Genomic DNA, 21,816 nt, shown 5'->3' on the forward strand with positions numbered 1-21,816 from the left:
CGCGCCGGCACCCCGGCTATCCTCGAGAGGGAATCGCCGTTGCTCCCGGCACCGGCACGTCCCCGAACCACACCCGACGAAAGGCGTCAGGCGCTCATGAGCACATTGGTCACCGGCGGGGCCGGGTACATCGGCTCCCACGTCGTCCGCCTCCTCGAGCAGCGCGGCGAGCAGGTCGTCGTCGTCGACGACCTCTCCAACGGCATCCCCGCCCGCGTGCCGAACGCCACGCTGGTCGAGCTCGACCTGTCGGCCGCCGACGCCGAATCCCGGCTGCGGGCGGTAATGGAGGAGCACGCGGTCACCGCGGTCATCCACTTCGCAGCGAAGAAGCAGGTGGGGGAGTCGGTGGAGCGCCCGCTCTGGTACTACCGCAACAACGTCGAGGGGCTGGCGAACCTGCTCGCCGCCATGGAGTCCGCTGACGTCACCACGATGGTGTTCTCCTCCTCGGCCGCGGTCTACGGCATGCCCGACGTCGGGATCGTGCCGGAGAAGATCGACTGCCGCCCGATCAACCCGTACGGGCAGACGAAGCTCGTGGGCGAGTGGATGATCGACAACGCCGCCCGCCACGGCCTGCGCGCCATCAAGCTGCGCTACTTCAACGTCGCCGGCGCCGGCTGGCCGGAGCTCGCCGACACCGCGGTGATGAACCTCATCCCGATCATCCTCAACCGCGCTGCGGCAGGTCGGGCGCCGGTGGTGTTCGGCGACGACTACCCCACCCCGGACGGCACGTGCATCCGCGACTACGTCCACGTCGCCGACCTCGCCGACGCCCACATCGCCGCCCTCGACCACCTCGGGGCCGGGGAGATCGCGGAGTCCGTGTTCAACGTCGGCACCGGACGGGGCGCCTCGGTCCTCGAGGTCATCGACGCGATGTCGGCCGCACTCGGCCGCGACCTCACCCCGGAGATCGCGCCGCGACGGCCGGGCGACCCGCCCCAGCTCGTCGCCGACGTCTCCGCGATCGAACGCGAGCTCGGCTGGCGGGCCTCCCGCGGCCTGGCCGACATCGTGGAATCGGCCGTCCCCGCCGAGCTGCGCCCGTGAGCGACGCCGAGCAGAGCGACGCCGCGGAGCAGCCGCGCCGCTTCTACGCCCCGCTCATCGCCGGGGCGATCGTGCTGGTCGCGGTCATCGCCCTCGTCATCGCCAACGCGGTGCGCCAGCCCGAGGCCCTCACCGTCGACGCCCTGCAGAGCCCCGCAGTGGGTGCGCTGGGTGCGGGCGAGGACATCTATCCGGCGAACTCCGCCGAGGCGATCGAGGAGAACGTCAAGTTCGGGTACCTGCCCGCGGTGGCCACCGCCCTGCTGTCCGACGGCACCGTCGCGCTCGCCGACCCGGAGACCGGCCAGGAGGACCTGGGGCTGGAGAAGCCGCTCGAGCAGACGGACGCGGCGGCCTTCACCGCCGCGCGCATCGCTCCGGCCCCGCTGTCGGCCGACCCCGAGGGGGAGGCCGAGGAGGCGGAGACCACCCGCGACGGCACCCCGATCACCTGGGAGCAGGCGCTCATGGAGTACGGCGACGCGACGGTGTTCATGCCCGAGGTCGCCTCCGCCCAGGTCATGGGCCCCGTGCTCGAGGCGATCGAGGCCGGCGGCCGGCCGGAGGGTGTGATCATCCGCTCGTCCGACCTCGAGGTGCTGCGGACCGCTGTCGACCGCGACATCGCTGCTCTCTACTCCGGGGACGTCACCGCGGTGACGCCGGGCGCGCTGCTCGAAGCCGGTGTCGGCATGGCCGCGGTGCCCGCCGATTCTGACGAGCTCGACACCTGGCTCGGCTCCGAGGTGAAGATGTGGGCGACCGGAGTGGAATCGGAGGGCGCGCTCGCCGACCTCGCCGAGCGCGGGGCCTTCGGTGCGCTGAGCGCGAATCCGTTCGCCATCCAGCCCTCGAACGTGAAGACTGACTGAGACGAGCCGCGTGCGCGGACCGCACGCCCGCTGACACCCGCGACCTGCGGAAACCACCCAACGGAGGAGAACGACACCATGTCACAGCCCATCGGCAGCCCCGTGAGCATCGGCAACCTCGACGCCTCGCAGCTCGGCCCGCAGCCCACGCACCTGCCCGAGGACCACCCCGACGTCGAGGCGAGGAGCCGGATCGACGCCGGCGAGGAGCCCCTCGACGTCGCCCACGACCTGCCCGCGAGCTCGCTCGCCTGGGCGCTGCTCGCAGACGAGGCGTTCGACGAGGGCCGCAAGGTCGATTCCTACGCCTACGCCCGGGTGGGGTACCACCGCGGCCTCGATGCGCTCCGGCAGGCGGGCTGGCGCGGCGCCGGCCCGATCCCTTACTCCCACGAGGTCAACCGCGGTTTCCTCCGCGCGCTCTACGCACTCGGCCGGGCGGCCGCATCGATCGGCGAGGCCGAGGAGGCCGCGCGGGTGGAGAAGTTCCTCCGCGAGTCCGACCCCGAGGCGATCGACCGCATCGCCGCCGACCTCCGCTGAGGCGAGGCGGGCGCTGGGGTAGAGCCCCATAGAGTGGTGTAACGCACAGAGGCCCGGACACACCCTTCCGGATGTAGACGCGGCCACCGTGTGATCCTTCGAGTCAACCTTCCAAGTATCCTCTGCCGCGGTGCCGTGCTGCGGCCGACCCACGACCACCTCGCCCGCGGAGGCCGGGCCGGGCTGGGAGCAGTGCTCGGCATCCTCGTCAGCGCGGTGATGTTCGCCTTCCCGCACCTCGGCGAGTCCCTCACCGGGGTCGAGGCGATCTCCTACCTCATCACCGGCGCCGCGTTCGGCATCGTGTACGTGCTCACCGGGTCGATGACCGCGGCCATGATCGCCCACGCCCCGCAGAGCTGGGCGGCGTTCGGGCAGGTGCTCGTGTTCGGCCGGGGCGATGCCGCGGTCTCCCCGCTCATCTGGGTCCTCGCCCTCGGCTGCCCGCTCTGGGTGTACCTGTGTGCCCGCGGCCTGCGCGCCCTGCTCCCGCATGATCGTCGAGGCGCGGCCACGACCGGTGGCGGAGCTGCTGCCACCGACGGGCCGACCGCCGGTGGCGGAGGCGCCCCGGACCGCCGGTAGACTGGCCGGGTCAGGCCTGGGAGCAGGCTGCCCGGACAAACCAAGGTGATGAGAACACATGCCAGCACTCGTGGTCGTCGGCGCCCAATGGGGCGATGAAGGCAAGGGCAAGACCACCGATATCCTCGGCACCCGTGTCGACTACGTGGTCAAACCCAACGGCGGCAACAACGCCGGGCACACTGTCGTCGTCGGCGGGGAGAAGTACGAGCTCAAGCTCCTGCCGGCCGGCATCCTCTCGTCCTCGGTGACCCCGGTGATCGGCAACGGCGTCGTCGTCAACCTTGAGGCGCTGTTCGAGGAGATCGAGATGCTCGAGTCCCGCGGCGCGGACACCTCGAAGCTGCGGATCTCCGCCGACGCCCACCTCGTCGCCCCGTACCACCAGGTGCTCGACAAGGTCACCGAGCGCTTCCTCGGCAAGCGCGCGATCGGCACCACCGGCCGCGGCATCGGGCCGACCTACCAGGACAAGGTGGGGCGCCTGGGCATCCGGGTCCAGGACATCTTCGACGAGTCGATCCTGCGGCAGAAGGTCGAGGGAGCACTGCGGCAGAAGAATGAGCTCCTCCTCAAGGTCTACAACCGCCGCGCTGTCGAGACCGAGGAGATCGTCGAGCACTTCCTCCAGTACGTCGACCGCCTGCGGCCGATGGTCGCCGACACCTCGCTCCTGCTCAACGAGGCGCTCGACGCCGGCGAGGTCGTCGTCATGGAGGGCGGCCAGGCGACCATGCTCGACGTCGACCACGGCACCTACCCCTTCGTCACCTCCTCGAACCCGACCGCCGGCGGTGCGGTCGTGGGCTCCGGCATCGGTCCCACCCGGGTTTCGCGGGTCGTGGGCATCATCAAGGCCTACACCACCCGCGTGGGCTCCGGCCCGTTCCCCACCGAGCTGTTCGACGACATGGGCGTCCACCTGCAGAAGACCGGCGGGGAGTTCGGCGTCAACACCGGCCGGGCCCGGCGCTGCGGCTGGTACGACGCCGTCATCGCGCGCTACGCCAGCCGCGTCAACGGCTTCACCGACTACGTGCTCACCAAGCTCGACGTCCTCACCGGCATCGAGCAGATCCCGGTATGCGTGGCCTACGACGTCGACGGCGTCCGCCACGACCAGATGCCCATGAGCCAGTCAGACTTCCACCACGCCACCCCGATCTTCGAGCACTTCGATGGCTGGACCGAGGACATCACCGGCGCCCGCACCTTCGAGGACCTGCCGGAGAACGCGCAGAAGTACGTCCTCGCGCTCGAAGCGATGTCCGGCTGCCGGATCTCGGTGATCGGCGTCGGCCCGGACCGCGAGCAGTCGATCGTCCGCCACGACCTGCTGGACTGAGTGTCGGCTGCCGGCTGCGGCGGCACGAGTGCTGCTCGCTGGAACCAGAAGTCCCAGGGTTCTGATCTCAGACCCTGGGACTTTCTCGCCTGCTCGCCGTTCAGCAGAAGGGCGCCGGCCGCTCAGCCAGCGATCGGCGCCCCGTTCGACGGTGAATGATTCGACGCGTTCACCGCAGAATCGGACTGCCGTCGTTCTTGATGTCCTCGAGGAACTGGACGATCCGAGCAGCGACGCTGCGATGCGAGCGGTCGTTGAGCGCGTCATGGGCGCCGTCGGCAGTCCGGACGACAGCCGCACCCGGCACGCGAGTCAGCCATGCGGTGCCTGCGTTCACGTCGACCACGTCATCGGACTCACCGTAGACGCCGAGGACCGGAACCTTCACCGACTCCGGCGCCGGCAGGGACAGGCTGGCCGGCAGCGGCGTCGACAGTGCCGCAGGGTCCAGGTTCCCCGGCTGCCTGAGCACTGACTGGTGCACCGGGCAGGTGGAGCGCCGGCCGATCTGCGCCTCGGGATCCAGCACAGTCCCACTGGCATCAGCAGCCGGCGTGGAACCCGCGTCCGAGGCGGTAGTCCCGTCAGTCGCGGCCGGTGACGGCGCCACCGGAAGGCCCGCGATGACCACGCCGGCGACTGGCGCTTCATCGGCTGCGAGGTCGAGGGCGAGGACCCCGCCGGCATCCGAGCCGACAAGGAAGTGCGGAGTGGGCAGCTCGGGATCGTTGAGAACGGCGTGGACCGCCTCGGCCGCTGCCTGGGGGTCCGCAGCCGCCCCGGTCACGACGCGGACCGGGTAGGCGTCATAGGCGATGCGGCCGGCGAACCTGTCGTAGACGGAGGCGGCCTCGCCACGGCCGGCGATCATGGTGACCGTGCCGCGAGGGTTGGCTCCGGGCTTGATCTCGATGGCGGTGGTGGTGACGGTGCTCGTCGATGAGGTGACTGTCATGGGGGTTCCTTTCAGAATGTGCGGACGGTTGCGGAGGACGTGCGGATCAGACTCGTGTGGCAGCGCGATCGGCTTCCGCGCCGGCCGGCTTCGTTCCTGCCCCGACCGACGTCTGGGACTCCGCACCCGCCTCGATCTCGCGCACGAGCGGGATGAGGTCCGAGGCGATCCGCTCGAGCTCCTCATGGAGCGGCGACGCCTGGATCAGCAGCAGATTGACTCCGGCGGCGCGGTACGCGGCGATCTTCTCCGCGACCTGTTCGGGCGTGCCGACCAGCTCCGGGCGCAGCGCGCGGGTACCCACCGAATACTCCCGCTTGGAGACTTCGACATCGAGCTTCGAGTGGGCCACGAACTCCTCGAACGAGGCGTAGCCGGGCGAGTTCGGGTCGACGGTGGTGATGCGCTCGAGCTCAGCCCGCGCCTCGGCCTCCGTGTCGCGGACGATGACGTAGGCGCTCATCCCGATGGTCTCGAACGGCGCGCCCTGCAGGCGGAAGCGGCGCGCATTCACGTCGGCGGCCTTCTCCCGCAGCTCCTCGACGGTGCCGCCATGGGTGACGTAGGAGTCGGCGAAGCCGGCGATCGCCTCGCGGCCGCCCTCCGATTCTCCGCCGGCGTAGATCTTCGGGGTCTTCGCCGGCTTCGGCTCGACCACGGTGTCCTCGAAGCTGAAGTACCGCCCGTGCTGGCTGTACGGGTTCTGGGTCCACAGCCCGCGGAGGGCGTCGACGAACTCGGTGCAGTGGACGTACCGGTCGTCGTGGGAGGGGAAGACTCCGCCGAACTGCTTGGCCTCTTCCTCCCACCACGCCGCGACGACGTTGAGCGAGAACCGGTCGTTCGAGACGTCGGCCAGGGTGGACAGTCGCTTCGCCGTCACCTGCGGGTTGTGGTAGCCGGGGCGGATCGCGGTGAGGATCTCCAGCTTCTCCGTGACCGCGGCGATCGCGGTCGCCAGCGACCATGCCTCCAGGCTGGGCTCATTCACGCCCTTGCGGTCATTGAGGTAGAGCTCCGGGACGAGGGTGAGCTCGAAGCCCAGCCGGTCGGCCTGGGTGCTGATGGTGCGGATGTAATCCCAGGTCGCGGGCATCCCCTCGTCGCCGACGTTGCGCAGAAAGCCGCCGTAGACGGGGGTCCAGTAGCCGAATCGCATAGTTCTCCTTCAGTGGGGCTTCAGTGAGCCAGGGCGGGGGAGTGGTCGGTGGCCGAGGCGGCCGCAGCCGGAGTGAGGGCCGCCAATGCGGCGGCGAGGTCACGGCGCAGATCCGCCGGATCCTCGAGCCCGATCGACAGGCGGACAGTGGTGAGTTCGATTCCGGCCCCAGCCCGGCCCGCCTCGTCGAGGCGCGAGTGCGTCATGGTCGCGGGGTGGACGACTAGCGAGCGGGTGTCGCCGATGTTGGCCACGAGCGCGAACAGCTCGAGCGCATCGACGAAGGTCTCCACCTGAACCGGGTCGGCGGCGAGGTCGAAGGCGAAGACGCTGCCGAGGCCTTCGGGCAGCAGCCGGCCGGCCAGCGCGTGCTCGGGGTGGCCGGGCAGCCCCGGATGATGGACTCGTGCGACCTGCGGCTGCTCGACGAGGAACTCCGCAAGCTCGAATGCCGTCTGCGTCTGACGCCGGATCCGCAGCTCCAGGGTCTCGATGCCCTGGATGATCTGTGCGGCGTTGAACGGTGACAGCGTCGGACCGAGGTCATGGACGGCCTTGGCGCGTGCCAGCACGAGGAACGGCGTGCGGCCGCCGCTGCCGTCGAACTCCTCGGTGAACACGATGTCGCCGAACCGGTGGTAGGGCCGGGTGAGCCGGGGCCAGCGGGGCGCCTCGGCGGTGAAGTCGAAGGTGCCCGCGTCGACGATCACGCCTGCGATCGAGGTGCCGTGCCCGCCGAGATATTTGGTCGCCGAATGGACCACGATGTCGGCGCCCAGCTCGATGGGCCGGAGCAGGACGGGGGTGGCCATCGTGTTGTCGATGACCACTGGCACGCCTCGGGAGTGGGCGAGATCCGCGATCGCGGCGATGTCGGGCACCGTGAGGATCGGGTTGCCGATCGACTCGAGGAAGACTGCGCGGGTGGTTTCGCGCAGCGCGGCCTCCCACGCCGCGAGGTCGAGCGGGTCGACGAACGTCACCTCGATGCCGAGGTCCGCGAAGGTGTCACCCAGCAGGTCGCTGGTACCGCCGTACAGCTTGTTCGACGCCACGATGTGGTGAGGCATGCCCGGCCCGCGCGCCGAGCCCGGCCCGGCGGCGGCGACCAGGGTGAGGAGCGCGACGGCCACGGCCGCCTGCCCGGAGCCCAGGGCGACTGCTCCCGCGCCCCCTTCGAGATCCGCCACCCGCCGCTCGAGGACGGCGTTGGTGGGGTTGCCGTTGCGGCTGTAGATGTTGCCGGGGCGGCGCAGCGCGAAGGTGTCGCGGGCGGCGGCAAAGCTCTCGAACTCATATGCGGCTGACTGGTAGATCGGCACGGCGACCGTGTTCTGGGGTGTCCCCGGGGTATAGCCGACGTGGATCTGCCGGGTCGCCGGAGCGAGCCCGGCGCCGGCCGGCGTGTTTTCTGACCCTGCTCGGGCGATGGCTGACATGGTGCGTCCTCTCGTGTGTCTGCAGTCATAGTCGGGCACGCTCAGCCGCGGGGTCGAATCGTCGTTGCGGATTGTGAACTTCCGCGTCAGCCCGTGAACGTGCGCGACGCAGTGTGACCGGCGGCACGGTCTCCGGCGGGCGGACGTGCCACCGTGACCATCAAATCCAGCTCCGAACGACGCCCGGATTCAGCACGACTCCAGCACGACGTCCGCACTCCCGGATTCAGCACATTGGATTCCAGGGCCGAGCAGAACCCGCCGTGCTTCCGCGATCACGATCACCACGAGGAGGGTCCATGTCCCAGCAGCTGATATCCCGCAGCGCCTTCGCCCGCCTGTCCGCGGCGGTGATCGGCACCGCCCTGCTCGGTGCCGGGTGTGCTCCGCCCCGGCAGCAGGTGAGCGCGGTCGGCGAGGCGGGGGACGGGCAGCTGGGCCGGCTCACCTGGGGCTGGCGGCTGCCGACCACGTGGGATTCCGCGAAGGGGATCGGCTACGACGTGCATGTCCTGTCGCTGGTCTACTCCGGGCTGACCCGGTTGGGTCCGGACGGTGCGCTGCAGCCGGACCTCGCCGAGTCCTGGACCTACAACGGCACCGGCGACGCTGTCACCTTCCATCTGCGCCCGAACCTGACCTACAGCGACGGCACCCCGGTCGACGCCGCAGCCGTCAAGGCCGGCCTCGAACGCAGCCGGGACCTGCCCGGTGCGACGAGCGGGCAATCCCTGGCGATCATCCAGGACATCACCGCGGACTCCGCCACCGATGTCACGCTCCACCTGGCCGAGGTCAGCTATCAGCTGCCCCTGCTGCTCGCAGGACTCATCGGCCATCTCGTGTCCCCGGCCGCGATCGAATCAGGGGCTGAGCTCAACATCGCGCCGGTGGGTGCCGGCCCATTCGTGCTCGCCGAGTACGTGCCGGGCTCGCACGCCACACTGCGCCGCAACCCGAATCACTGGAACGCCGCGGAGATCCTCCTCGACGAGCTGCAGGTGGTGCCCCGCCCCGCTGAAGCGGTTGCCTACGCCGGGCTCCGCTCCGGCCAATACGACCTCGCCCACGTCGACGACTCCCAGATCCTTCCCCTCGAGCAGTCCGGGTTCTCCGTGATTGGCGGCACCTGCTTCAACGTCCACACCATCGAGGTCAACAATCGGCACGCTCCCTTCGACGATCCCCGCGTCGTCGAGGCCTTCAACCGCGCCATCGACCGGGAGGGGATCATCGAAGGTCCGCTGTTCGGCCACGGGGAGCCGGACTGGCAGCCCTTCTCCCGCGGCGTGCAGGGCTACGACCCCGAACTCCACCGGCGCTGGGACCACGACCCGGAGGAGGCCCACCGCCTGCTCGCCGAGGCGGGCCACCCCGACGGCATCTCCGTCACGTTCCACGTCATCGGGGATGCCGGCAACGACACCAGCCGGAAGATCGCCGAGGCGGTCCAGGCCCAGGTGGCCGAAGCCGGCTTCGACCTACGCCTGGAGATCGCCCCGCCGGGCGCCGGCCAGAAGGCCGCCCACTCGTACACGCTCTACATGTACTCGTTCTCCGGCCGGGAGTCTCCGGTGCAGGCGCTCGAGGTGCTCTACAGCGAGGGCGGCTGGATGAACATCTCCCAGCAGGCCCCCGAGGAGTTCACAACTGCACTCGAGCGGGTGCGCCGCACCCCGCTAGAGTCACCCGACTACCTGCCGCATCTGCAGGCAGCCACCCGCGCTGCCGTCAGCGGGGCCTCACCGCACGCGTGGCTCGTCAACTGGAACCGCGCGCACGCGCTGAACGACCGCGTCACGGGCTTCACGCACTGCATCCACACCCAGCGATTCGAAGGAGTGGGGGTCCGCTCATGAGCGCTGCAATCTGGGTGCTGCACGGCCTGGGCCGCGCCGTGCCGGTGCTGTTCGCCACTGCGGGGATCACCTTCCTGCTGAGCGCGTTCACCAAGCAGGAGCCGGCCGATATCCTCCTCGGCGAGGCCGCCACCCCCGAAGCCGTCGCGGAGCTCAACCACGAGCTCGGTCGCGACCGCCCCCTCCTCGTCCAGTTCGGATCCTGGATCGCCCAGGCGGTGCAGGGCGACCTCGGCACCAGTTGGTTCACCGGCATCCCGGTGCTGACGACGATCACGGACCGGATGCCGGTGAGCCTGTCCATCGCGGGACTGGCCCTGGTGATCGCCGTGGTGCTGGGCGCCTCGGCGGGGATCGCGGCAGCCCTGCTGCGCGACAGCTGGGTCGACCGCCTGGTGACGCTGGCAGCATCCACGCTGGCCACGCTGCCGCCGTTCGTGGTGTCGATCGGCCTGATCCTGTTGTTCGGGGTGGCGCTGCCCTTCCTTCCCACCGGCGGCTATGTGCCCTTCGAGCGGAGCCCGGGCGGCTGGCTGGCGTCGATCATCCTGCCGGCGATCGCCCTGTCGCTCGAGGCGGCCGCCGACATCGCACGTCAGCTGCGCACCGCGCTCGTGCGGACGTACGAGGAGAACCTCGTGATCGGCGCCCGCCTGCGCGGGCTGTCCCCGGCTCGGATCCTGTTCCGGCACGCGCTGCCCCACGCCTCCGGACCTGCGCTGGCAGCACTGGGGATCCAGGTGCCGCGGCTGATCGGCGGAGCGATCATCGCCGAGCAGATCTTCTCCCTGCCGGGACTCGGCCTGATGGCGTACGACGGCGCGATGCAGGGGGACCAGCCCGTGGTGCTCGGCGCGGTCATGGTGACCGTCGTCGTGGTGCTCATCAGCACGCTCATCGTCGACCTGCTCATCCTCGCGCTGAATCCCGCGGCCCGGACCACCCCGGCCCGGACCACCCCGGCTCAGGCAACCCCGGCCCGGACCACCCCCGCCACCGAGAGGAGCTCCCTGTGATCGCCGTCCGAACTCTGCTGAGCCGCCCCACCGCGGCCGTCGCGCTCGCGGTGCTGATCCTCGTGGCCGTGGTCACCGCGTTGGGCTCCGTGCTCGCTCCCTCCGATCCGCTCGCCCAGGACACCTCGCAGGTCCTGGCGGCGCCCTCAGCGGCGCACTGGCTGGGCACCGACTACCTCGGCCGCGACATCCTCTCCCGACTGCTGGCCGGCACACGGCTGTCGGTGCTCGCCGCGCTCGAGGCGGTCGTCATCGCGCTGCTGCTCGGCACGGTTTCCGCCGTGGCATCGGTGTTCGCCCCACGCGGGATCCGCTGGGTGCTCGAGCGGGTGTTCGACTCGTTCATGGCGCTGCCCTTCATCACCTTCGCCGTCGCGATCGGCGCGCTGCTGGGCAACAGCATCCACGCGGCGATGGTCGCCGTGGGCATCCTCGCCTCCCCGACCTTCTTCCGGGTGGTCCGGGCTGTCGTCATCGAGATCGCGCATACCCAGTACGTGGATGCCGCGCGACTGTTCGGCGTTCCGATTCCCAAGCTCGTACTGGCCCACGTGGTGCCGCGGATCGTGCCGGCGCGCTGTCGGGCGGCCAGCGGCAAAGAGTCGCGATAGCGCGGGCGCTCGCCGTCCAGCCGCGACTCCTCGTGTGCGATGAGCCGGTGTCGGCCCTCGACGCCTCGAGCCGGAGCGAAGTCGTCGACACGCTGCGCGCCACCGCCGACGCGGGCACTGGAATGCTCCTGATCTCCCACGACCTGTCCTCGCTGGGGTCGATCGCCGACCGGGTGCTCGTGCTCAATGACGGCACGATCGTGGAGTCCGGCCCCGCGGCGGAGGTTCTCGGCGCGCCTCAGCATCCATACACGCGCAAGCTCATCGCCGCGATCCCGACGATCAGCGGCGCAACCGCAACCCCACTCTGAAGGAGACGACAATGGCAGAAATCCTCGGAATGATCTCGTCCCAGCGAGGCTCGGAGACCGACCCGGTCACCGGTCCGGCCGTCGATCCCGGATGGATTCGGGACTTCGCACGTGCCCACGAGGAAGCCGGCTTCGACCGGGTCCTCATCGGATACTCCTCAGCGTCCCCCGACGGGTTCGCGATCGCCTCGGCGGTGCTGCAGGCGACCGAACGCCTCGGCGTGCTCATCGCCCACCGGCCCGGTTTCGTGGCACCCACCGTCCTCGGACGGAAGCTCGCCACGCTCGACCACCTCAGTGGTGGCGGCAGGGTCGCGGTCCACCACATCTCCGGCGGCTCCGATGCCGAGCAGGCCCGCGACGGCGACTATTCGACCAAGCCCGAGCGCTATTCCCGAACAGCCGAATTCATGCAGGTGCTGCGGAAGGCCCTCAACTCGTCCGAGCCCTTCGACTACGCCGGAGACTTCTACCGAGTCGCCGACGCCAACAGCGCGGTGCACCCCGTCCACCCTGGCGGCATCCCGCTGTGGTTCGGCGGGCTGTCGGAGGATGCGGTGCGAGTCGGCGGCGAGCACGCCGATGTCTATGCCCTGTTCGGTGAGCCGAAAGCACAGGTCGCTGATCGCATTGCTGCGATCCGCGCCGTCGCGGAGCGCACCGGCAACCACGGGCTGTCGTTCTCGTTGTCGACCCGCCCGGTCGTCGGGGTGACGGAGGATGAGGCATGGGCCAAAGCCGAGGCCTACCTTGAGCAGGCGGCGCACAACAAGGCCGCCGGCGCCGAGGACAATCCGCTGCGGCTGCGGCACAAGGCCTCCGACGAGCGAACAGCGGAGTCGGCCGATCGACTGCAGCGTCTGGCCCACCAGCGCGACGTCCACGACGAGCGACTGTGGTTCGGCATCACGAAGCTCATGGGGCCGCAGGGCAACTCGAGTGGTCATGTGGGAACGGGCCAGCAGGTGGCCGACTCGCTGCTCGAGTACTGGCATCTGGGAGTGCAGAACTTCCTGATCCGCGGATTCGATCAGCTCGGGGACGTCCAGGATTGGGGCGAGCACCTGACTCCACATCTGCGGGCGGGAATCGTGGCGCGGCTCAGCGTGGGCTGCGGTGCCGGCAACGGCGTCGCTGCTGACAGCAGCAACCCGGGCAGTGCCATCGTCGGCAGCAGTGCTGGTGCCGGCAGCCGCGCCAGTGTCGACAGCAGTGCCAGGACCGCATCCGCTGGGCTGCGTTCCTGAGGCTACCGGCCCTGTCCTCAGTCGAGACTGAAGTCCCGAGATCGATTCTTGGATTTCGGGACTTCAGTCTCGACCCAGCGTGCCGGGGTCGCGACCGAACCCCGGAAGAGCTGACACCACCCGCAACGCCTGAGGCGGCGGCCGGAGAAGAACTCCGGCCGCCGCCTCAGGCGCTGCGCCGCTGCCGTGGGATTCAGACCCGCGACAGCGGCTGCCCGTCAGACCACAGCCCGCTGGCGCAGACGCTGCGTGGCGATCTCCGCGCCCTGCGTCAGCGACTCGAGCTTGGCCAGCGCGATCTCCGGGTGGACGCGTCCGCCCAGACCGCAGTCGGTGGAGGCGACGACATTCTCGGGCCCGACGAGCTCTGCGAATCGGGTGATCCGATCGGCGACGAGCTCGGGGTGTTCGACGACGTTCGTCGAATGGGACACGATGCCGGGGATGATGTACTTGCCATCCGGAAGAGTCGTCTCCTGCCAGATCTTCCACTCGTGCTCGTGACGTACGTTCGCCGCCTCGAAGGTGATCCCGGCAGCGTTGATGGTCAGGACCTGATCGACGATCGCCGAGAACGGCAGATCGGTGACGTGCGGTCCATGCCAGGATCCCCAGCAGGTGTGAATTCGGACCTGCTGCGGGTCGATGCCGCGCAGGGCGTGGTTGAGGGCGTCGATGCTCAGCTGCGTGAACGTGCGGTAGTCCGCGATCGAAGGCTCGGGGTTGATCTGGTCGAAGTTCTCCGCCAGTGAGGGGTCGTCGATCTGCACGATGAGGCCCGCCTCGGTGATCGCCAGGTACTCCTCGCGGAGAACGTCGGCCCAGGCCCACACGAAGTCCTCATAGCTCTCATAGTGCTTGTTCTCGATCCGCGCCGCCGAGGCGGGCGACAGCGAGTTGAGGAACCCGCGGGCAGGATCGTACCCGGCGGCTTCCAGGCCCTTCTTGACGTTGGCGATGTCGCGCTTGACCTGTTCGTGGCCGATGTAGGAGATCGGACCGACGGCCTGCGGGAACCCCGGTTGTGTGCCGGTGTCGGTGCCGGCGGTCGGATCGCTGTAGGCGGCGGGGAAGAGGTTCCGGTCGCGACGGTCCTGGAAGCTGGTCAGGCGCACGTTGCCCGGCTCGCTCCGCTGGGCGGGCAGCTCCCACAGGCCCTGGCCTGAGATCTTCAGGCCGCCGGTGCGGTTGAAGGAGTAGTGCCACCACGCGCCGTAGTCGAACTGCGCGGCCATGTCGTGGCCGAACTCGCCGTCGTTCGGCTCGGTGATGCCGAGATCCTTCTGCTTCTGCACGATGTCGACGACGCTGGCTTCGAGGAGGTCGCCGAACTCTGCGTCCGACACCGCTGCGTCAGCCTTGGCGGCGTTGGCATCGATGAGCTTGGGGGTGCGCGGCAGCGACCCGGCGTGCGAAGTGCGAATTCCTGCGGACATGTCTGTCTCCTTCAACCCGGTTACCCGGCTAGGTTTTTCGTGGGTAGGACCAGATCAGCACGAAACGCGGTGCTCCGACGTGAAGGCCGTCACATGCTGACGCCCGATTTCACACGACGTCACACCCCGCAATGGAGCGACTCGGAACAGGCATGCGGGAGCGAGGTCTGCAGAATCACCACTCCTGAACTCTCGACCGGCGGTCGCAGGTACGATCGATGCAGACTTCCCGCTCGGCGCTCACTCTTCGGCCGGCCGCGGGTCCCAAGACATTGCACCACCCCACTGTTTCCCCACCGATGATGAAAGCGTGATTCTTTGGCTCGTTCCTCCCGCAAGCAGACGTCCCCGCCCGCCCTCACACCAGGGGGCCTGAGGATCACCCCGCTGGGTGGCCTGGGTGAGATCGGGCGCAACATGACCGTCTTCGAACACGAGGGCAAGCTCCTCATCGTCGACTGCGGGGTGCTGTTCCCCGAAGAGCACCAGCCCGGCATCGACGTGATCCTGCCCGACTTCACCTCCATCCGCCACCGGCTCCAGGATGTGGTGGGCATCGTGCTCACGCACGGCCATGAGGACCACATCGGCGGAGTGCCGTACCTGCTCAAGGAGCGGCCGGACATCCCGCTGATCGGCTCGCAGCTGACCCTGGCCTTCATCACGGCCAAGCTCACCGAGCACCGGATCACTCCCTCCACCGTCCACGTCGAGGCCGAGGACACCCACAAGGTCGGACCCTTCGAGCTGGAATTCGTCGCGGTCAACCACTCGATTCCGGACAGCCTTGCTGTGGCCATCCGCACTCGTGCCGGGCTCGTGCTGCACACCGGCGACTTCAAGATGGACCAGTTCCCGCTGGACAACCGGATCACCGACCTGCGGCATTTCGCTCGGTTGGGCGAGGAGGGTGTCGACCTCTTCCTCACCGACTCCACCAACGCCGAGGTGCCCGGCTTCACCGTCTCCGAGCGCGAGCTCAACCCCGCGATCGAGAAGGTGTTCGCCACCGCTCCCAAGCGGATCATCGTCTCCAGCTTCGCCAGCCACGTCCACCGGATCCAGCAGGTCCTCGACGCCGCCCATGCCAGTGGTCGGAAGGTCGCGTTCGTGGGCCGCTCGATGGTCAGGAACATGGGCATCGCCCGTGAGCTGGGATATCTGAAGATCCCGCGCGGCCTGATCGTGAACTTCAAGAAGCTGCAGTCGATGCCCGACAACAAGATCGCGCTGGTGTGCACCGGCTCGCAGGGTGAGCCGATGGCGGCGCTGTCGCGCATGGCGTCCGGGACCCACCAGATCAAGCTCGATCGGGACGACACCGTCCTGATGGCCAGCTCGATGGTCCCCGGCAATGAGAACGCCATCTACGGAATCATCAACAAGTTCACCGACCTCGGAGTCAAGGTCGTGCACAAGGGCAACGCCCAGGTCCACGTGTCCGGTCATGCCTCGGCCGGAGAGCTCGTCTACTGCTACAACATCGTGCGACCCAAGCATGTGATGCCGGTGCACGGGGAGTCGAAGCACCTCCACGCCAACGCCGAGCTCGCCGCGAGGACCGGGGCGCCGCGTGAGCGCGTGCTCGTCGTCGGCGACGGCACCACCGTCGATCTCGTCAAGGGCCAGGCCAAGGTCTCGGGCAAGGTCGAGGCCGGGCTGGTCTACGTGGACGGCCACATGGTCGGCAAGGTCACCGAGGAGACGCTCGTCGAGCGCAGGCTGCTCCAGGAGGGCGGCGCGGTGACGATCGTGGCGATCGTCGATCCCGACACGAACACGCTCACCGAACCGCTCGAGTTCATGACCAAGGGCTTCATCCAGGACCCGCAGATCTTCAAGGGCGCCGCGGAGAAGGTCAAGAAGGCCCTCGCCTCGCCTGACGCGTCGAAGATCGACGACATCGACGAGCTCGAGAAGCTCATCGTCGACACCGTGAGCCGCCACCTGGAGCGCGCCTACCGTAGGGCGCCGCTGATCACTGCCGTCGTCATCGACGCCTGATTCGGGCGCTCAGCACGACCGGGTGCTGAGCGCCGGGCCTGCTTCAGCACCACAGTCCGGTTGCCGTTGAGGAAGACACGCCCCTCGCAGTGCCATTTGACCGCGTTCGCCAGCGCCTTGCGCTCGGTGTCGCGGCCGGCGGCGGCGAGGTCGGCGGCGTCGAAGGTGTGGTCGACCTCCACCACCTGCTGAGCGATGATCGGGCCCTCGTCGAGCTCGGCGTTGACGTAGTGGGCGGTGGCGCCGACGGTCTTCACACCCTTCTCGTACGCCTGGTGGTAGGGACGGGCGCCCTTGAAGCTCGGCAGGAACGAGTGATGGATGTTGATGACCTCGCCCGCCATGTCCTCGACGAGCCGGCTGCTGAGCACCTGCATGTACCGGGCCAGCACCACGAGCTCCACGTCGTACCGCTCCCGCAGCTTCAGCAGCTCCGCCTCGGCCTGCGGCTTGGTGGCCGGAGTGACGGGGATGTGGTGGTAGGGGATCCCATGCCATTCGACGAGGTCGCGGTGATCGTCGTGATTGGACACCACGGCCACGACCTCGATCGGCAGCTCGCCCACGCGGGCGCGGAACATCAGGTCATTGAGGCAGTGCTCGGACTTCGACACCATGAGCAGCACGCGCCGCTTCCGGCCCTTCGGCTCCACCGTGAGCTCCGCCCGGTACTGCTCCGCCAGGGGCGCGAATGCCTCCCGCAGCGCCTGTGTCGACACCGCCGAACCACCCTCGCAGGCGAAGTGCACGCGCAGGAAGAAGCGCTGGGAATTCCGGTCGCCGAACTGCTTGAGGTCGATGATCTCCTGGCGCTGCTGGACGAGCACCTCGGTGATCGAGTGGACGACGCCCAGCTTCTCCGGGCAGGCGAAGGTCAGAATGTGCTCAGTGTGGTCCTACATGGTCAAGCTCCTTCCGGCGTCGGATTGAATTCTCGCACGGCGTCGAGGAGCCAGCCCGCCAGATAGTCCGCGAAGGACGACCGCGGCATCAGCCAGTACCTGTCCTCGCCCGTCCGCCACACGATGAGCTGGACCGGTCCCAGCAGCGTCGACACCGCCGCGCCCACGGGGAAGGCCCGCGGATGCAGGTCGACGTGACAGCCCTTCTGCAGCACCTGCAGCGCCTGCGGCCCCACCAGCTCGATGACCGTGCGATTGGCCGACAGCTCGACCACCGAGCCAGGCGCTTCGCCGAGCGCGGTGCGCAGCACCTCGGCCACCGGCTGGTCCGGGCCGGCGACCGCGAGGAACTCGTCGGGCGCCAGCCAGATCATCGCCATTCCCGAGGCGCGAGCCCAGTGCTCTGCGCCCCGCGCCGTTCCGGCCGGACCGGAACCCGCCACGGCGCCCGCCGCCTCGGGAATGGAACCGGCCTCTGACGTGCCGGAGGTGAGTGAGACGCCCGCCGCCTCGGGAGCGGAACCGGCCCCTGACGTGCCGGACGTGAGTGAGACGCCCGCCGCCTCGGGAGCGGTGCCGGTCACCCGACCGACCGTCGCGGGAAGGGGGAGGCCCGCGGCCGTTTCGATGGCGCGTGCCCCGGCTGATCCCGGGCGCACTCGGATCCCGACCATCGTCAGGAACGGCACCTCGCGGAGCCGCACGCCGGCCGCGCCTCCGGCCGCCGCTTCGGTCTGCGCGAGCACGTCGGCGAGGTGGGCGAGCGGACTCCGGCGCACGTTGCGGGGACGCCGGTCCAGGTCGAGGACACTGTCGCGCCGGTCACTCCGGCCGCTCCCCGGCTGCTCCTCCCCATCGCGCCGGCTGCCCGCAGGGTCGTAGAGCACGGGTTCGGCGACGACCACCTCGGCGAGCCGACCGTCGTGGTAGGCCTGCAGCGTCTCGCCGATTCGCGCCCGGCCGTTCTTCACCAGCGCCAGACCGAAGGTGCGCTCGAGTGCTGCGCTGCGGTAGGCGGAGGTGACGTGACCCTCCATCGGCACCGGGTGGGCTTCCGGGGACACCGTCCCAGCCCCTGAGCGCACCCCTGGTGGAATCTCCCTGCCCGCTGTGATCAGCTGCGCGCCCTCGGTCAGTTCCAGGGACCGGTCCACCGGAAGCACGGCGACCAGCTGCTTGCGGTCCTCGCGCAGATTGTCGGCGCGGGAGTACGAGCGCTTGCCGATGAAGTCCTTCTTCGTGGACACGATCCACTCCATCCCGGCGTCCTGCGGAGTGACCGTGCCGTCGGTGTCCTGCCCGACGATGATGAAGCCCTTCTCCGCGCGGAGCACGTGCATGGTCTCCGTGCCGTAGGGGGTGATGTCGAACTCGGCGCCCGCCTGGGCGACGGCATCCCACAGGGCCAGGCCGTGCCACGCCTCGACATTGAGCTCGAAGGCCAGCTCGCCGGAGAACGAGATCCGACACACCCGCGCCGGAATGCCGCCGGCGAGCACCGTGTCGCGGATGTCCATGAAGCGGAACGCCTCCCGGGACACGTCGAGATCCGGAGCCAGTGCGCCGACGACCGCTCGCGACTGCGGGCCGACGACCGCGACGGTGGCGAGCTGTTCGGTCACCGAGGTGCACACGACGTCGAGGTCCGGCCATTCGGTCTGCAGCCATTCCTCGAGCCAGTCGAGGACGGCAGCGGCCCCGCCGGTGGTCGTGGTGAGGACGAAGTGGTCAGCGGCGATCCGGAACACCGTGCCGTCGTCGAAGATCATCCCGTCCGGGGTGCACATCACCCCGTAGCGGGCCCTGCCGATGCCGAGCTTCGTGTAGCCGTTCGTGTAGATCCGGTTGAGGAACTCCGCGGCGTCGGTCCCGCGCACGTCGATCGTGCCGAGCGTCGAGGCGTCCATGAAGCCCACGGACTCCCGGACGGCGGCGCACTCGCGCAGCACCGCGGCGTCCATGTCCTCCCCGAGGCGCGGGAAGTACCGGGGGCGCTTCCACTGGCCTACGTCCTCGAACTCCGCGCCGTGGGCCACGTGCCAGGGGTGGATCGAGGTGACCCGGGCGGGTTCGAACAGCTCGCCGCGGCGCCGGCCGGCGAGCGCGGCGAAGGACACCGGGGTGGCCGGGGCTCGGAACCGGGTGGTGCCGATCTCCCCGGGATCGTCCGCCCCGATGATCTGCGCGATGACGCCGATCGCGGCGAGGCCGCTCGTACGGCCCTGGTCGTGCGCGGTGCCGATCGAGGTGTAGCGCTTGATGTGCTCGACGCTGCGCATGCCGGCCCCGGTGGCGCGCAGGATGTCCGCGACGGTCTGATCGCGCTGGAGATCGACGAAGTGCTCGTCGAGGTCCGCCGGGTCGAAGTCGCCGCCGGCGCTGGGACTGAACGGCCCGGCGGGGTTCGCCGGCCCGGCGGGGACGAGCCACAGCGGGCGGATGGGGGCGGTGTCCTGGTCCGGTGTGCCGGTTGCATCGGACTCCGGCGCGTCTGCTGCGGCTGCGGTGTCCGGGTCCGGCTTGCCGGTGGCAACGTACTCCGGCGCACCGACGTCGCTGCCCACCGTCGCCTCGGCGGCGAATCCGGCAGCTGCGGCCGCGCGAGCACCCAACTTCGCCCCTTCGGCCACCGCCGCTTCGGTGTCGAGGGTGCCGCGGAGCGCCCCGGCGAGGTGCTGGTCGCGGACCGGCGTGCTCGGGACGAACGCCGCGAGTCTCGGGTCCCACTCGACCGGACCGCGCTGGCTGTGGAGGTGCACGGCCGGGCTCCACCCGCCGGACACCGCGAGCGCATCGGCGTCGAACGCGAGCAGATCCCCCACCGGATCGCCGGAGTCGTCGAGCGCATGGACGCTGACGCCGGACAGGTGGCCGTCGGCGTCGCCTGCCGTGTTCGTCACCGCGGAGCGGAGGTGCACCGGGAGGCCGAGCGCGGCGCTCACCCGGGCGGCGGCGGGGCTCGCGGTGGGCCGGGAGTCGACGAGCGCGACGACCTCGACCCCGGCGGCGTGGAGGTCCGCGGCGGTCGCGTAGGCGGAGTCGTTCGTCGTCGCGACGACGACGCGGTGCCCGACGGCCACACCCCAGCGGTTGAGGTAGGCGCGGGCGGCACCGGCGAGCACGATGCCCGGCCGGTCGTTGCCGCGGAACACGATCGGCCGCTCGTGCGCACCGGTGGCGAGCACCACCTGCCGGGCGCGGATGTGATGCACGCGCTCGCGGGAGACGCCGGCGGGCACCGGGCCTGCGAGGTGGTCGGTGCGCCTCTCCACGGCGACGACATGGTTCGAGTCGTAGCTGCCGGCGGCGGAGGTGCGCTGCAGGCGGGTCGATTCCGGGGCGGCGTCGAACTCGTCGACGGTCGCGGAGATCCAGTCCGCCGCCGGCCGGCCTGCGACCCGCTCCTCCCGGGTGGACAGCAGTGCGCCACCGGGCTCGGGCTGGTCGTCTGCGAGGACGACGCGCGCCCCGGTGCGGGCGGCCGCCAGGGCCGCGGCCAGCCCGGCGGGCCCGGCGCCGACGACGAGGACGTCGGTATGGATGTGCACGTGGTCGTACTCCGCCTCGTCCGTCCGTGGGTCGAGCACGCCCTGTCCGGAGACCCAGTCGGCCCGTAGGCCCTCGATGAGCTCGACCGTGGTGGCGGTGAGCATCGACTCGTCGACCTCGCCGGGGCGGCGGGCGGCCACGGTGACGAGGGCGTTGGGTTCCTCGACCCCGGCGGCCATGATGCCGCGCGGGCGGTTCCGGTAGAGGGAGTCGCCGCAGCGGACAAGGCCGGCGCCGAGTGCTGCGGAGGCGAGCGTGTCCCCGGGGTGGCCGGTGAGCGTGCGGCCGGCAAGCTCGAAGCTCAACGCGGTGTCCCGGTCGATCCGGGCGTGCGGGACGGCGGCGGCCGGGAGCCGGTGCGGGCCGCGGGCGAGGCTGTGCGCGGGTGCGGGGGTCATCGCTCGTCTCCCTCGGAGGTCGGGTGGGATGCGGGGGATTCCCCGGGCGCAGCCGGGTCTCCCGCGGCGGACCCGCCGGCCGGCGAGCCCGCTGAGGCGGGAGCCGTGTGGGCGGTGGCGGTCCGGGCGTGGGAGCCGGAGGAGGCGATCGCGCGGGCCGCGGGGTCGCCCTTGGCGTGGTGCGCCGGGGAGAGTGCGGCCGCGGACCCGGGTGGCGCCTCGGCCGCGGTGTCCGGGCGCGGGGCGCCGATCGGGTAGACGGCGGAGATCTCGTAGGTCTCGGTGTCGCGGATGGTGTTGAACCAACGGCGGCAGCCGGCGGTGTGGAGCCAGCGCTCGGCGAGCATGCCGCGCGGGTTGTCGCGGTAGAAGAGGTACTCCGCCCACTCCCGGTCGCTCAGCGCCTCCGGGTCGGCGGGGTAGGGGACGTGGGCCTGCCCGCCGTGGCGGTACTCGGTCTCGTCGCGCGGCCCGCAGTACGGGCATTCGATGAGCAGCATGGGATCTCCGGTGGTCGGGGCGGCGG

The 21,816-nt window shown here is 70.0% G+C and carries 18 protein-coding genes and 1 pseudogene; 11 read left to right on the forward strand and 8 right to left on the reverse strand.

Features of this window, described 5'->3' with window-relative positions; all coding sequences use genetic code 11:
- The first annotated feature begins 96 nt into the window (after positions 1-96).
- The 5 genes from galE (at position 97) to FDF13_RS05355 (ending at position 4,404) form a co-directional block, all read left to right on the forward strand.
- Positions 97-1,059: a UDP-glucose 4-epimerase GalE gene (galE, locus tag FDF13_RS05335; RefSeq protein ID WP_137318762.1), complete on the forward strand. Its 963-nt coding sequence runs from the start codon at positions 97-99 to the stop codon at positions 1,057-1,059.
- The gene (locus FDF13_RS05340; protein WP_137318763.1) at positions 1,056-1,931 is read left to right on the forward strand and encodes a hypothetical protein; all 876 of its coding nucleotides are present in this window, start codon (positions 1,056-1,058) and stop codon (positions 1,929-1,931) included. Before galE ends, FDF13_RS05340 begins: the two co-directional genes overlap by 4 nt.
- A 78-nt stretch (positions 1,932-2,009) precedes the next feature.
- Complete coding sequence (locus FDF13_RS05345) at positions 2,010-2,474, forward strand: DUF3151 domain-containing protein (RefSeq protein ID WP_137318764.1); 465 nt, start codon at positions 2,010-2,012, stop codon at positions 2,472-2,474.
- A 135-nt stretch (positions 2,475-2,609) separates the two neighbouring features.
- Complete coding sequence (locus tag FDF13_RS05350; RefSeq protein WP_175406871.1) at positions 2,610-3,059, forward strand: CPBP family intramembrane glutamic endopeptidase; 450 nt, start codon at positions 2,610-2,612, stop codon at positions 3,057-3,059.
- Positions 3,060-3,117: 58 nt separating this feature from the next.
- Entirely contained in the window at positions 3,118-4,404 is a 1,287-nt protein-coding gene (locus FDF13_RS05355; protein WP_137318766.1) for an adenylosuccinate synthase, read from the forward strand.
- Between the two features lie 169 nt (positions 4,405-4,573).
- Here the strand turns inward: FDF13_RS05355 and FDF13_RS05360 are convergent, their stop codons facing one another.
- The 3 genes from FDF13_RS05360 to FDF13_RS05370 form a co-directional block, all read right to left on the reverse strand.
- Entirely contained in the window at positions 4,574-5,275 is a 702-nt protein-coding gene (locus tag FDF13_RS05360; RefSeq protein WP_217494903.1) for a hypothetical protein, read from the reverse strand.
- 130 nt (positions 5,276-5,405) lie between these two features.
- Positions 5,406-6,518 (reverse strand): LLM class flavin-dependent oxidoreductase, encoded by a 1,113-nt coding sequence (locus FDF13_RS05365; protein ID WP_137318768.1) that lies wholly within the window; start codon positions 6,516-6,518, stop codon positions 5,406-5,408.
- Between the two features lie 20 nt (positions 6,519-6,538).
- Entirely contained in the window at positions 6,539-7,957 is a 1,419-nt protein-coding gene (locus tag FDF13_RS05370) for an O-acetylhomoserine aminocarboxypropyltransferase/cysteine synthase family protein (protein ID WP_137318769.1), read from the reverse strand.
- Between the two features lie 299 nt (positions 7,958-8,256).
- On the opposite strand from FDF13_RS05370, the gene FDF13_RS05375 reads away from it, so the two are divergent.
- From FDF13_RS05375 to FDF13_RS05395, 5 genes are read left to right on the forward strand one after another with little or no spacing between them, the layout of a single operon-like run.
- Positions 8,257-9,816, forward strand: coding sequence for an ABC transporter substrate-binding protein (locus tag FDF13_RS05375; protein WP_137318770.1), 1,560 nt, complete (start codon positions 8,257-8,259; stop codon positions 9,814-9,816).
- On the forward strand, positions 9,813-10,832 hold the full coding sequence (locus tag FDF13_RS05380) for an ABC transporter permease (protein ID WP_137318771.1): 1,020 nt from the start codon (positions 9,813-9,815) through the stop codon (positions 10,830-10,832). Before FDF13_RS05375 ends, FDF13_RS05380 begins: the two co-directional genes overlap by 4 nt.
- Positions 10,829-11,443 (forward strand): ABC transporter permease, encoded by a 615-nt coding sequence (locus tag FDF13_RS05385; RefSeq protein ID WP_137318772.1) that lies wholly within the window; start codon positions 10,829-10,831, stop codon positions 11,441-11,443. The genes FDF13_RS05380 and FDF13_RS05385 overlap by 4 nt, the downstream gene beginning before the upstream one ends.
- Positions 11,410-11,754 carry an ATP-binding cassette domain-containing protein gene (locus tag FDF13_RS05390; protein WP_368074057.1) on the forward strand — a complete coding sequence of 115 codons (345 nt, stop codon included), beginning with the start codon at positions 11,410-11,412 and terminating at the stop codon, positions 11,752-11,754. Before FDF13_RS05385 ends, FDF13_RS05390 begins: the two co-directional genes overlap by 34 nt.
- An 11-nt stretch (positions 11,755-11,765) precedes the next feature.
- On the forward strand, positions 11,766-13,001 hold the full coding sequence (locus FDF13_RS05395) for an LLM class flavin-dependent oxidoreductase (protein WP_137318773.1): 1,236 nt from the start codon (positions 11,766-11,768) through the stop codon (positions 12,999-13,001).
- Positions 13,002-13,219: 218 nt separating this feature from the next.
- Here FDF13_RS05395 and FDF13_RS05400 read toward each other — a convergent pair whose 3' ends face one another.
- A complete protein-coding gene (locus tag FDF13_RS05400) occupies positions 13,220-14,437 on the reverse strand; it encodes a cobalamin-independent methionine synthase II family protein (RefSeq protein ID WP_137318774.1) in 1,218 nt (405 codons plus the stop codon).
- A 417-nt stretch (positions 14,438-14,854) separates the two neighbouring features.
- On the opposite strand from FDF13_RS05400, the gene FDF13_RS05405 reads away from it, so the two are divergent.
- Positions 14,855-16,441 carry a ribonuclease J gene (locus FDF13_RS05405; RefSeq protein ID WP_254668923.1) on the forward strand — a complete coding sequence of 529 codons (1,587 nt, stop codon included), beginning with the start codon at positions 14,855-14,857 and terminating at the stop codon, positions 16,439-16,441.
- Here the strand turns inward: FDF13_RS05405 and purU are convergent.
- The 4 genes and pseudogenes from purU to FDF13_RS15570 all read right to left on the reverse strand — a co-directional run bounded on the left by purU (position 16,396) and on the right by FDF13_RS15570 (position 21,790).
- Positions 16,396-17,322, reverse strand: coding sequence for a formyltetrahydrofolate deformylase (gene purU, locus FDF13_RS05410; protein ID WP_137318775.1), 927 nt, complete (start codon positions 17,320-17,322; stop codon positions 16,396-16,398). The genes FDF13_RS05405 and purU overlap by 46 nt on opposite strands.
- A 23-nt stretch (positions 17,323-17,345) precedes the next feature.
- On the reverse strand, positions 17,346-18,017 hold the full coding sequence (locus FDF13_RS15565; RefSeq protein WP_217494932.1) for a sarcosine oxidase subunit gamma family protein: 672 nt from the start codon (positions 18,015-18,017) through the stop codon (positions 17,346-17,348).
- A 177-nt stretch (positions 18,018-18,194) separates the two neighbouring features.
- A pseudogene (locus FDF13_RS05415) lies at positions 18,195-21,290 on the reverse strand (FAD-dependent oxidoreductase); the annotation flags it as partial.
- Complete coding sequence (locus tag FDF13_RS15570) at positions 21,287-21,790, reverse strand: sarcosine oxidase subunit delta (RefSeq protein ID WP_137318777.1); 504 nt, start codon at positions 21,788-21,790, stop codon at positions 21,287-21,289. The pseudogene FDF13_RS05415 and the gene FDF13_RS15570, both read right to left, overlap by 4 nt.
- Positions 21,791-21,816 lie beyond the last annotated feature (26 nt).

Source organism: Brevibacterium sp. CS2 (assembly GCF_005280295.1).
In the GTDB taxonomy this organism is placed as follows: Bacteria; Actinomycetota; Actinomycetes; order Actinomycetales; family Brevibacteriaceae; genus Brevibacterium; species Brevibacterium pityocampae.